Genomic DNA, 13,044 nt, shown 5'->3' with positions numbered 1-13,044 from the left:
TCTATGAGCGCTCAGGGATCGTGCTCAGGCGGCTCGGTCGGTCATAGGAAATGGCCTCGCTGGTCGTATTCCTGTATTCGGAGCGGGCCAGCTTCATCGATGGGGCCGGCGTGTGCATAGACTCAGGCTCGGTGTTTGCCATCGCCAGTTGAGCCGGGCGAGGCAAACGCTCGGAAGCAGTGTCGATTGAATATTCCCCGATGTCCGATCTCCACTCCTGGGCGTACGTGCTCCAATCAGGCGCCGCAACCTGGGTGAGGCCGTTCTACACCGTCGATTGCCATCTGCCATGACGGCTGGTCCTGCATGGTATTCAAAGCAACAACAGAAGGGCTTGCATTGGATCGATGACTGACCTTGCAAGGTTGCGCTCGCCGCCGTAGGCATCATCCAAGTGTCGAGGATTCTTCGTCCTGCTGGTTGCGCTGATTGGGTCAGCCGAGATGGCTCGCCTCATGCCTTAATCTCTTCGGGCAATCAGCAACGCAAGCGGACTAGAAGGCTCCAAGCATTTATCGGTAGTATGGCGACCGGAAAGCAGTCAATTTTGAATCGGCAGCAGAATCTCATCAGAGCATTCACAAAAAATGACAGCGCCGTTTGATGTCGGAGCGGAGCCGATCGCGGGGACGGAAATACATTCATACTACCGCGACCGCCCAGCAAGTGAGTTGAGCCCGCTGCTGAGGTCAGGCGCAGGCTTCACGATGTTTTGGCATGCTGTCGGCTTCGAGGGCGAAATGCCATTTGCAGCGTTTGCCGATCGTCTTCCGGCCGACATGCGACAGGTTAGTCCCAAGCGGATTACTGAATACCTGGCTGGACGTTATTGCGCCGAGCGCGCGCTAGCGGCCGCAGGTGCTGAAGCTGGCTGTTGGCTCCCGCGGGGAAGCGATCGTCTCCCCATCTGGCCGCCCGGATGGACCGGCTCAATCAGTCACGCAGATGGCATCGCAGCAGCTGCAGTTGTCGCTCGCGCTCCAGGGACGGCCTTGGGCCTGGACGTGGAGCATTGGATCAATGCAGATCAGGCCGGGCAAATCTGTCGCCTCATTGCAAGCCAGGCAGAGCTGGAACTTCTGGTCGCGCTGCCGCCGGAGCGAGCACTGACACTGCTGTTTTCGGCCAAGGAGGCGCTATTCAAGGCGCTTTACCCATCGACAAGACGCTTCATGGAATTTTCCGCTGCGCGCTTGGTCGATGCCAACGACAAGGAGCTGAGCTTGCAGCTGAGCGAGCATTGGAGCCCGGACTGGATGCGGGGGACGGTCGTACCAGTGCGCTTCCTGCTACAGGAAGCGTACGTGTCCGCTGCGGCGCTGGCGCGTCAGACTCCAGTTGCGCTCTAGCAGCGCATGAGGCGCAAAGACTGCGGGGGCGGCTTCACCCTGTCTTCTGGGTCGGTTACGATGAACAGTGTGGTAGATAACTGTATCGCACCATGGGCCGAGGCCTCATTCCGAAGGCAACTGCCCGCTGTCGAATAACTGTCCTGCGTCCCTGGTCCTGCAGCCGGTGGGCGAGTTTGATTTTAGTGCATTGCTCTGACTGGTGAGATTTGCCTAATCTTCGCTCAAGGTAGGGAGTTGTACATGCGCAGGCTGGCCAAGGTGGCGTTGTTGTCGGTGGCGGTGGTGGTGGTGGCTGCGGTAAAACTAGCCGTGGCGGGGGAGGGCAGCACTGAGAACGCAACGGACGCCGCCGGCGAGAGCAGGGCTCCAGTTCCAGTCATCCCGATTGAGGCGAGCAGCCAGCCGGTGCGCGCCGGTGTCGAGATCGACAGTGCCAAGATTCAGACCGCCGCGTGCCTGACGGAGGGTGAGCGCGTCGCTGTCGATGGTCACTTCCGGCTCAACGCCGATCGCAGGGTCGCCACAACGGCCTCCGCCGCAAAAAAGGGGGCTGGCAGTGCCCCAATCCGGCGGAATCGCCATTGACGCTTCCTCGGACGAGTTTTCCATGAGCTTCTCGTCGATCTTTATCCGCCGTCCGGTCGCCACGGTGCTGTTGATGGCGGGCGTACTGATGCTGGGCTTTCTCGGCTATCGCCAGTTGCCAGTGGCAGCGCTACCTGAAATTGATGTCCCCAGTCTGGTTGTGACGACCCAATACCCCGGCGCCAATGCAACGACGATGGCCGCGCTGGTAACCACTCCGTTGGAACGCCAGTTTGGGCAGATCTCCGGATTGGAACTAATGACCTCTGATTCATCGGCCGGTCTATCCACGGTGACGCTGCGATTCTCCATGGATCGCGACATTGATGTCGCCGCACAGGACGTGCAGGCAGCGATCCGCCAAGCCACGCTGCCGTCCTCATTGCCCTACCAACCGGTCTATAACCGGGTCAATCCGGCTGACGTAGCGATCATCACACTGAAACTGGGTTCTGACACCCGGCCGCTACGCGAGATCAGTCACTTCGCTGATTCAATCCTGGCCCAACGGCTGTCGCAGGTGAAGGGCGTTGGCTTGGTTTTGATTGCCGGCAATGTGCGGCCGGCGGTGCGAGTGCAGGTCAATCCCGCTCAGTTATCCAACATGGGGCTGACGCTAGAAGACCTGCGTGCGGCCCTGACTCGCGCCAACGTCAATGCGCCGAAGGGCTCACTCAATGGGGCCACCCAGTCCTACAGCATCAGTACAAACGACCAATTGGTCGATGCCGCCGATTACCGCGAGATCATCGTCTCCTACAAAAATGGCGCGCCGGTCAGGCTTGCCGACGTTGCCAATGTCATCGACGGCATCGAGAACGACCAGCTCGCAGCATGGGCAGACGGCAGGGAGGCCGTGTTGTTGGAGGTGCGCCGGCGGCCTGGCGCCAATATCGTGCAGACCGTCGAGCGCATTCGGGATCTGCTCCCCGAATTGCGCAGCCTGCTGCCTGCCGACGTGCAACTGGAGATATTCTCCGATCGAACCGAGACCATTCGCGCATCAGTGCACGAAGTACAGTTTACGTTGCTGCTGACCATTGGGCTGGTAGTGGCCGTGATCTTTGCCTTTTTGCGCCGTCTATGGGCAACGTTGATCCCATCAGTTGCAGTACCGCTGTCGCTGGCTGGCACCTTTGCGGTAATGGCGTTTGCCGACATGTCGTTGGATAACTTGTCGCTAATGGCATTGGTGGTGGCAACCGGCTTTGTTGTCGACGATGCAATCGTGATGATCGAAAACATCGTGCGCTACATAGAGCAGGGCAAGAGCGGGCAGGAAGCGGCTGAAATTGGCGCGCGTCAGATAGGCTTTACGGTACTTTCTCTCACTGTGTCGCTGGTCGCGGTGTTCTTGCCCTTGTTGATGATGCCGGGGGTGACCGGACGCCTGTTCCACGAGTTCGCCTGGGTGCTGAGCATTGCGGTGGTGCTATCGATGGTGGTGTCCCTGACGCTGACGCCAATGATGTGCGCTTACCTGCTCAAGCCCGATGGGCTGCCGGAGAGCGAGGCTTCTCGTGGGCGCGACGGCCGTGACAATCGCTCCAGCGTATGGAGCCGCATGGTCGCAGCCTATGAGCGCAGTCTCGATTGGGTGTTGGCGCATCCACAGTGGACCCTGGGTGCGGCAGGGATGGCGGTTGTACTGACGGTGTTGCTGTACGTGGCGATACCGAAAGGCCTGCTCCCCGAACAGGACACGGGCCTGATCGTGGGCGTTGTCCAAGCCGATCAGAGCATTGCCTTTGCACAGATGCGCGAGCGAACGCTGGCGGTAGCCCAGGCACTGCGAAGCGACCCGGCCGTCGCTGCAGTTGCCGCCTTCGTTGGAGCAGGAAGCATGAATCCGACGCTCAACCAGGGCCGGATCTCAATCGTGCTCAAAGAGCGCGGCGAGCGCCAGAGCCTTGACGAGATCCTGCCGCGTCTTCGACGCTCTACCACTGATGTTGCGGGCGTGGCCCTGTATCTCAAGCCGGTACAGGATGTCACCCTTGATACCCGAGTGGCCCCCACCGAGTATCAATACGCGTTGTCTGGCATGGACGCGGAAGAAGTGGCCGTTGAGGCCGAGCGGATGACCCAGGCGCTACGCGCGCGTCCTGAGCTCGCCGATGTGGACAATAATTTGTCCAATCAGGGAGGCGCGCTAGAGCTGAGCGTGGACCGAGAAAATGCCAGCCTGCTCGGCGTGCCGATGCAGAGTATCAACGATACGCTCTACAACGCATTTGGACAGCGGCAGATTTCGACGATTTTCACCGAGATCAACCAGTATCGCGTGGTCTTGGAGGTGGCTCCTGAATTCCGCACGCAGAAGGCGTTGCTGCAGCAACTTGCAGTCGCTTCAAACGGGTCCGGCGCCTTGGTCGGCAGCAATGCAACCGCATTCGGCCAGCTTGCCTCCAGCAATTCCTCCACGGCCACCGGTATCGGCAACCGCGATACCGGTATCCCCGTGGGTGCTGGAGGCACTATTCCGCTGTCGTCACTGGTCAAGTCGAGAGTTACTAGCACGCCTCTGGTAGTCAGTCATCAGCAGCAGCTACCGGCGGCGATGATCTTGTTCAATATTGCTCCAGGCCATTCGCTCTCCGATGCGGTCAGTGCGGTAGAACAGGTACGCAAGCAGTTGGCCTGGCCGTCTCAGGTACACGGCCAGTTTGTCGGCAAGGCGGCCGAGTTTACCCAGAGCCAGACCGATGTCATCTGGCTTCTGCTGGCATCGCTAGTGGTGATCTATATTGTCCTCGGCATTCTCTATGAAAGTTATATCCATCCAATCACCATCATCTCGACGCTGCCGCCAGCAGGGGTCGGCGCATTGTTGGCATTGATGGTCTGCGGGTTGAGCCTGTCGGTCGACGGCATTGTCGGCATCGTGTTGTTGATCGGCATCGTAAAAAAAAACGGCATCATGATGGTCGATTTTGCGATCGAGGCGCAGCGTGCCGGCGCCAGTCCGCACGAAGCGATCCGCCGCAGCTGCCTGTTGCGTTTTCGTCCGATCATGATGACCACCCTGGCAGCGCTGCTCGGTGCGTTGCCACTGGCGCTGGGCACCGGTATCGGTTTCGAGTTGCGCCGTCCCCTGGGTCTGTCGATCGTCGGGGGACTGTTGGTGTCGCAGTTGGTAACCCTGTACACCACGCCGGTGATCTATTTGTACATGGAGCGCTATCAGGCGTGGCTGCGGCGGCGCCGACAGCAGCGCACGCAAGCCCCGGTGGTACACGCATGAAGAGGGATGCGCATCGCAGCATGCAAGCCCTCGCACGCGTTGAACGCGGTGCCGGCGTATGAATTTGTTCGCGCCGATCATCCGCCGCCCGATTGGCGCCTCCTTGGCGGGGGTCGGCCTCGTGCTGGTGGGTCTGTGGTCGTACTTCCTGCTTGGTGTGGCCGCGTTGCCTTCGCTGGATCTCCCCGCGGTGGCGGTAGCTGCGCAGATGTCTGGCGCCAGTGCAGAGACCATGGCCAATACCGTGATGACCCCCTTGGAGCGCCATCTGGGCCGGATCCCAGGGGTCAAGCAAATGGTTGGCATCGCAGGCGAGAACTCTGTCCAGATACAGATTCTGTTCGAGTTCGGTATCAATGCCGACTCGGCAGCCCGCGAGGTGCAGGCGGCGATCAACACTTCGTTGGTCGATCTGCCTGCGGGCATGCCGACGCCACCGCAGTATTTTAAGTTTGACACTGCGCAATTGCCTGTGCTGCTCGTGGCACTGACCTCGCCAACGCTGGCCCCTGACCAGCTTTATGACGTAGCCGACAATCTAGCCAAACCTGCCGTCGCGCGTGTTGACGGCGTGGCAACAGTCCAGTTGTCGGGCGGATCGCCGCGTGCGGTGCGCGTCGAGCTGGACAACCATGCGTTAGCGGCCAAGGGCATCACTGCCAATGAGGTCAAGAATGCCCTGGCTGCGGCTAATTCCTCGTCGGCGCTGGGCGCGGTGGAACAGGGCCCGCGACAGTTGCTGCTGGTCACCACATCCGCGTTGATGCGCGCGGCGGACTTTGCCGGACTTGTCATCGCAGTGCGTGGTCGCGCGCCCATCAAGCTGGGCGATGTGGCCCGTGTCTACGATGGCCAGGAGGACGCGTTTCAGGGGGCCTGGTACAACGGCCAACGCACGGTGGTGATGCAAATAAGCAAGCGCGCGGACGCCAACTCGGTGGCGACCGTGGAAGCGATTCGAGCGGCACTGCCAGGGTTGCGCTCCATCATGCCCGCTGATGTCGCCGTTCATCCGATCTTCGACCTCACCCAGACCACCAAAAGTGGCCTGCACGAGGTTGAGTTCACTCTGCTGCTCAGCATTCTGATGGTGGCCACAGTAATGCTGTTGTTTCTGCGTAGGGTCGGTCCGACCTTGATCGCGATGGCAAGCGTGCCGTTGTCGCTGGCAGGTGCCTTCATCGCGATGTGGTGCATGGATTTTTCGCTCAACACATTGTCGCTGATTGCTCTTGTGCTTGCGATCGGTTTTGTGGTCGACGATGCAATCGTCGTAATTGAAAACATTGTTCGGCACATGGAGCTCGGGCATTCGCCGCTAGCGGCTTCACTCAGCGGTACCCGAGAGATCGGGTTTACCATCGTTTCAATTACGTTGTCGCTCGTCGCGGTGTTTGCGCCGATGGTGTTTGGCAACAACATTTTTGTCACATTGGTGCGGGAGTTCTCGGTCACCCTGCTAGCGGCCATCATTGTAAGCGCGGTAGTTTCTCTAACAGTGACGCCCGCGTTGTGCGGAAAGTACTTGGATCTGAAAGCAGAGTCCGCCAGTGGCCAGACAACCGCACGCCTGGTTGCAGCGCTGCAGAGAATGGACGACGTCGTTCTGAACGTCTATCGACGAACGCTGGGCTGGGCAATGCGCCATCGGCGGCTGATGCGCTGGCAGCCGATATGCTTGATTGTCTTGACCGGCGTACTGGGCGCCGCCGTCGCGATGACCGCAGGTGGCGGAGTCATGCCGGAAGAGGATCTGGGCATGATCCAAGCCATGGTCCGCGGCGACGCTAATGTGGCCTCCGATCGTTTCTCAGCAGATGTGCGTGGCGTGGCTGCCATCATGCGGGCTGATCCAGCCGTTCGCGAGGTGACCGCAGTGCTTAACGGCAGCGGGCTGGATGCAGGCGGAGGTCGCTCCGCAAGTCTTTACGTCGAGCTTTATCCGATCAGTGAAAGACACGCTGGCGTCGCCGAGGTGATCGCCCGTCTCAACGAGACATATAAACGCCTGCCGGAGGTGGCGGTAGTCATGAATGCTGTGCAGTTTTTCGGCGGAGGTGGCGATACCCGTTCCGGGGGAGGGCAGTATCAGCTTCAGCTCACCAGTTCGGCAGGCGTAAGCTTGCAGGAAACAACGTTGAAGCTGGCCGAGCGCTTACGGGCCATGCCGCAGCTGCGTGCCGTGGAAACAAGTTTTGATGGCGTCGGCAAACAGCAGTCGGTGGTTGTCGACAGGCAGGCTGCGGCCAGGATGGGCGTTTCGATGGCCGATGTCGATGACGCGCTCTACAACGCATTCGGTCAGCGGCCGGTATCGGTGATCTATTCGCACATCAATCAATACCGCGTCGTGCTGACCTCCGAACAGGCGCGTGCCTCGGGACCCGAGCAGTTGCTGCAAACCTACCTGCGCACAGGTACCGGGCAAATGGTTCCGTTATCGGCGGTCGCGACGATCAAGCCCGCGATTACCCCCTCCAGTGTCATGCATTACAACCAGTTGGAGTCATCGAGCATCAGCTACAACGTGGCCCCTGGAGTCAGCCAGATCGAAGGAATTCGTGTTGTCGACGAGCTGATCGCCAAGACGCCCCTTCCCCCCGGCGTCCAGGACGACTACGCGGGCACCAATCAAAAGTTGATGGAAGCGGTCGTGGGTGCCGCGACCATGTTGATTGCGGTGATCGTTCTCATGTATGTGCTGTTGGGCGTGCTCTACAACAGTCTCTTCCATCCACTCGTAATTCTGTCGACACTTCCTGCGGCAGGCATGGGAGCATTTCTGGCAATGCTCGTGACGCAGACCCAACTGACCCTGATGTCCGTGATTGCGGTACTCATGCTCATCGGCATTGTCAAAAAGAACGCCATCATGATGGTCGACTTCGCATTAGTCGCCGAGCGCGAGCGCGGACTCGATCCGGTGGCTGCGATCACGGAGGCCGCCCTGGTGCGCTTTCGTCCGATTACGATGACGACGCTCGCGGCCATGGGAGCCGCGCTGCCCCTGGTAATCGGGTTTGGTGTTGGCTCAGAGATGCGTCGCCCCTTGGGTATCGCCATCCTCGGGGGGCTAATCGTGTCGCAATTGCTAACACTACTTAGTACCCCTGCGATCTATCTGTGGCTGCATGATCGTGCGCTGCACAAACGCGTACGCGTACGTGAACGCCTGCGCAAGTTACGCCGTAGCCGGATCGCGGCCAGTGGTGAGGGTGTCTGATACACCATTTCTGGTACGGAATGGGCCGATCAAGTCCTCTGAATGATCTCCAATGCTGTCCGGAATTGAGCATCACACGCGTTCAGCGGAGGGTGCTGTGTTCTGAATAACGGAACGGAAGAGGTCCTTGCATCGTCGTGCGCGGGACCTCCGAACGAGGCATAGCCGTGACAGACTGCCAATTCAGGCCCGTGCTCCTAGGCGATTTCTAACAATTCATACTTCGAGTGATCGCGGGCCAGTCAGTATTCGGAACTACGCGTGAAACGCTTGACGTCCTCTTTTTTTTTGAGGATCTTGTCAGGGGTTTCGCACGTGCATGAAGAAGCGAGTGGGGACGCTTCTAGCGCACCATGTAAGGTCCTCTAGGTCTGGGCCGCGCGTGCGTTGGCGTTAGCAGCGATCTACACCAGTTCACCGTTTCCTTGCTAAGACAGGACAGGATGTTCGATGCTCAAAAAGCACCCACTGCTTTCTCGTATCCTGTTTTTTGTCGTAGGTCCGCTTGTAGTCGCGGTGTCCGCCGGATGGTGGCGCCTGCATGAAAGCCTTCCAAACGAGCAGGGCCGTCTTGAAGTAGAAGGATTGCGTGCCCCCGTCAGCGTTGAGCGTGACGGTTACGGAGTGCCCAACGTGGTAGCGCGCAGTGATCGCGACGCCTATTTCGCCGTGGGCTATCTGCATGCGCAGGACCGCATGTGGCAGTTGGAACTGCAGCGGCGGATGGCGCAGGGCCGCTTGAGCGAGTTGCTCGGCAAGGATGCAGTGCAACAGGACATCTGGTTTCGCACGCTCGGACTGATGCGTTCGGCGCACGAGGCCTGGGATGCGCTGAGCCCGGAGGCACGCGATTCTTTGCAGGCCTATGCCGACGGCATCAACGCATGGCTCGACGCACGCACGGCCCTTCCTGTGGAGTTCGTTGCGCTGGGAATTCGGCCTGACCCCTGGACCGTTTATGACTCGCTAGCTTGGTCAAAGGTGTTCGCGCTTGATTTGGGGGGCAACTACCGTCGAGAAATCGACCGTATGCTCGCAGCCCAACTGCTCGATACCGAGCGCTTGCAGACACTGTTCCCTGACGCCGCCGACGATCCGATGCGCATCGCAAACAAGCCGGATCTCGCATCGAGCTCTGCGTTCGACCCAATGACAGTGGAGGGCTGCGTGCAAATGCTCGAGTTCTTCTCAAAGCTGGAACAAAACACCGGACTTGGGGGGCATTATGTCGGCAGCAATGCATGGGCGGTGTCGTCTCGTCTGACGGGTAATGGTTCGGCGCTGCTTGCCAACGATCCGCATCTGGGTTTGCAGATGCCATCGCTTTGGTATATGGCCGCACTCAAAGGCGATCACCTCGATGTTTCCGGCGCAACATTGGTCGGCTTGCCCGTCGTGGTATTCGGACGCAATGCCAGCATTGCGTGGGGAGGCACCAACCTGATGGCAGATAGCCAGGACATCTATCTGGAACAAGCCAAGCCCGACGATGCGTCGCGTTATCTCGCCAATGGGAAGTGGGTACCGTTCCTGCAACGTGAGGAGCTTATCAAGGTTCGGGAGAGTTTCCCTTCGTTTCTGCACGCTCCGATCAAACCACTGCGAATCAGCGTACGTTCCACGCGGCACGGCCCGATCATCAACGATATGTTCCAGGTGTTTGAGCAGCCAGCCTCTCTGCGCTGGACCGCTCTGGACAAGGACGATACTTCTTACGAAGCCTTCTACCGGATCGGCTATGCACAGGATTGGAGCGAGTTCGACAAATCGCTCGCGTATTTGGTCGCACCCGCCTTGAACATGGTGTATGCGGACCGCGCCGGTCATGTCGGCCATCTGGCGGCAGGACGTATTCCGGTACGCGCGGCAGGTGATGGCGGCGCGCCGGCACCTGGATGGAACGATGAATACGTTTGGACTGGTCGCATCCCGTATGAGGAGATGCCACATGTCTACGATCCGCCGTCAGGCTTCGTGGCCTCGGCCAATGATGATCCTACGCCTCCCTCTTATCGCTGGCTGATTTCCAACGACTGGGCGCCGCCGACTCGAAAGAGGCGAATTGAAGAGATGATCACTGGTGCTGTTTCCGCCGGTAAACCGGTCGATGTGGCGTTGATGCAGCGCATGCAGGCCGATCAATACAGCGCCTCCGCAGTGCGGCTTTCCAAGGCTCTGTTGAATTATCCGCCGGGCGATAGAGCGCAGCGGTGGGCCCACGACACGCTACGCGACTGGAACGGGCGCATGGATCGAGACAGCCACGCGGCTACTCTATTCAATGCTTGGCTGCGTCAGCTCAAGCGCCGTCTGGTCGGCGCCGCATTCCAGGGGTATTGGAACCGTGCACGGCAGAGTCGCGTGCTGCAGGGAATGATCGACGGAATCGATCCAGATACCGTTGCCGCGATGTTGTCTGGACAGTCGGGCCAGTGGTGCCGCGACCTGGAGGACAGCAAGCCGGTACCCTGCGCTGATGTCACCGGCGCCGCACTCGACGACGCGCTCAGTGAGTTGCGCAAGATGGCCGGCGATAGTAGTGATGGCTGGGCATGGGGAGACGTCCATGAAACGGTCTATCGCCACGTGCCCTTTAGTGCGGTCAATGTAGCCAAGGTCTGGTTCGAGCGGAGAATATCCAACGGTGGTTCACCCGATACGCTCAACGTTGCCGACTACACCTTGGGCGATAGCGGTCGGTACGAGCAGACGTTTGGTGCTGGTTTCCGCCAGATCTTCTCGCTGTCGCCTGCCGCTGTTACACACTTGCAAATGAATTCTACCGGGCAGTCCTCCAACGCGATGAGCCCACATTACGACGACATGGTCGAGGGGTTTCGCGATGTGCGCTACCTCCCGATGACCGCTACGAGCGATGATCGCCGCCGACTCTGGCTCGAACCCGCGCAGTCTGCAAAAAAGGCGGGGCATTGATCGATGAGCATCCTGTCTTCATTTTCCCGGCGTGCACCCAACAAGGTGTTCATCGCAATGGTGTTGGGTACCTTGGCCGGGATGGCATACACAATGGTCATTCCGTTGGTGATGACCGTGCTCGATCAAGGTCCGGCGGCATTTTCCACGACCGAGCCGGAAACTGTCAGGCTCTTCGGTTGGCAGGTGTCGCATTACCGATTTGCTGCCTTGTTCGTGGCCAATTGCGTGTTCATTTTGGTCGCGCGCACCGCGTCGCAAGTGATCCTCTCCCGCGTAGCGCTGGATGTGACTACTGACTTGCGCAATAGCATGTATACAAGCATCTCGCAGGCGCCGATCGCCGAGTTGGAGCGAGTCGGCCTCGCCAGGCTAGTGGCATCGATCACTGCCGATGTGCCGGTCATTGTCGCCGGCGCGCGCTTGCTGCCGGATCTGTTGACGAACGCGGTGACATTGGCCGGTGTGCTTGGCTTCCTGCTGTTTCTCAGCCCCAGCGTGTTCTGGTTTGTGCTCAGCTGCATCGCACTGGGTGTGCTGACCTACCAGCTGCCGATGTTGATTGCGCGCCGTTATCTCGTCCGTGCACGCGGTCATCTTGACCATCTCCACGAAGGCATCCGGGGTCTCGTACACGGCGCCAAGGAACTCAAGCTCAGTCACGCAAAACGTCAGGACTATGCAGCGAATGTGCTTGCAGTGAACGAACGGCTGGTTCGAAATAGCGCCAAGACCGGCATGAGCGTCATGGCCGTGGCGCAGAATTACGGCAACCTGATCGTGCTGTTTGTGATTGGCGCAATTGCATTCGTATTCGTCAATTATCACGCTATCGGGAGTGGCACGCTGGCCGGTGTGATCATGGCCCTTCTGTACGTTACTGCCCCGGTCGCTGCCTTGCTTAATTTCGTGCCGCAGCTGAGCATGGCAAGGGTCGCTCAACGCAAGATCCACGAGCTGTTCGGGCAACTTGCCCGCGAGGACGCCGCAGAAGGAAGCGCACCTCGCCGGGACTGGCAGCACCTGCGGCTGCGGCAGGTGGTTTATCGGTATCCGGGGCGGGGCGAAGAGCCTGGGTTCCATATCGGCCCGATCGACTTGGAAATCAACCGTGGCGAGATCGTGTTTATTGTCGGCGGTAATGGGTCGGGAAAATCGACGCTGGCCAAACTGTTGAGCTTGCACTACCGCGCCGCCTCTGGCGAGGTGCTGTTTGACGACGTTGTTGTCGATGCTGATACTGTCAGCGGATTCCGCAATGGAATCTGCGCCATCTATTCAGACTATTATCTGTTCGACCGTCCGCTGGGAATTGATGGCGATGCCGCAAAGGTTGAGATCGAGCAGTACCTTGAGTTGTTGGGCCTGTCTGGCAAGGTCCGGTTTGCGGAGGGTCGTTTCAGTACGCTCTCTCTTTCTGATGGACAGCGCCGGCGTTTGGCATTACTTGTGGGTTTTCTGGAGGATGCGTCGCTGTATGTGTTCGACGAGTGGGCAGCGGACCAGGATCCGACTTTCAAGCAGGTGTTCTATGGCAAGATTCTGCAATCACTAAAGACGCGCGGCAAGGCAGTGGTTGTGATTTCGCACGACGATCGCTACTTCACCGGTGCAGATCGAGTCGTGGTGATGGGGGACGGCATGATGATTGGCAGCCCGGATGTACGGACATCAGATCCGCTGGTGGCTGAGACTGAGAACTGAAA

General features: G+C 59.3%; 6 protein-coding genes and 2 pseudogenes. All 8 read left to right on the top strand.

The genetic code is table 11. The features are described from left to right. Positions 1-5 precede the first annotated feature (5 nt). A pseudogene (locus tag ABQ039_RS10170) lies at positions 6-152 on the top strand (SDR family oxidoreductase); the annotation flags it as partial. Positions 153-587: 435 nt separating this feature from the next. Then, positions 588-908: pseudogene (locus ABQ039_RS10165) on the top strand (hypothetical protein); the annotation flags it as partial. Between the two features lie 84 nt (positions 909-992). Beyond that, the gene (locus ABQ039_RS10160) at positions 993-1,349 is read left to right on the top strand and encodes a 4'-phosphopantetheinyl transferase (protein ID WP_260297275.1); all 357 of its coding nucleotides are present in this window, start codon (positions 993-995) and stop codon (positions 1,347-1,349) included. A 243-nt stretch (positions 1,350-1,592) separates the two neighbouring features. Then, on the top strand, positions 1,593-1,937 hold the full coding sequence (locus ABQ039_RS10155; protein WP_184609488.1) for a hypothetical protein: 345 nt from the start codon (positions 1,593-1,595) through the stop codon (positions 1,935-1,937). Between the two features lie 22 nt (positions 1,938-1,959). Beyond that, positions 1,960-5,181, top strand: coding sequence for an efflux RND transporter permease subunit (locus ABQ039_RS10150; RefSeq protein WP_349777784.1), 3,222 nt, complete (start codon positions 1,960-1,962; stop codon positions 5,179-5,181). Positions 5,182-5,239: 58 nt separating this feature from the next. Next, on the top strand, positions 5,240-8,404 hold the full coding sequence (locus tag ABQ039_RS10145; RefSeq protein WP_102256596.1) for an efflux RND transporter permease subunit: 3,165 nt from the start codon (positions 5,240-5,242) through the stop codon (positions 8,402-8,404). A gap of 450 nt (positions 8,405-8,854) precedes the next feature. Next, entirely contained in the window at positions 8,855-11,338 is a 2,484-nt protein-coding gene (locus ABQ039_RS10140; protein ID WP_184609493.1) for a penicillin acylase family protein, read from the top strand. Between the two features lie 3 nt (positions 11,339-11,341). After that, the gene (locus ABQ039_RS10135) at positions 11,342-13,042 is read left to right on the top strand and encodes a cyclic peptide export ABC transporter (protein WP_184609495.1); all 1,701 of its coding nucleotides are present in this window, start codon (positions 11,342-11,344) and stop codon (positions 13,040-13,042) included. Positions 13,043-13,044: the final 2 nt, after the last annotated feature.

Source organism: Xanthomonas sp. WHRI 6108 (genome assembly GCF_040202385.2).
In the GTDB taxonomy this organism is placed as follows: domain Bacteria; phylum Pseudomonadota; class Gammaproteobacteria; order Xanthomonadales; family Xanthomonadaceae; genus Xanthomonas; species Xanthomonas arboricola.
The sequence above is the reverse complement of the archived record's forward strand: the minus strand, read 5'-3'. Positions and strand labels throughout refer to the sequence as shown.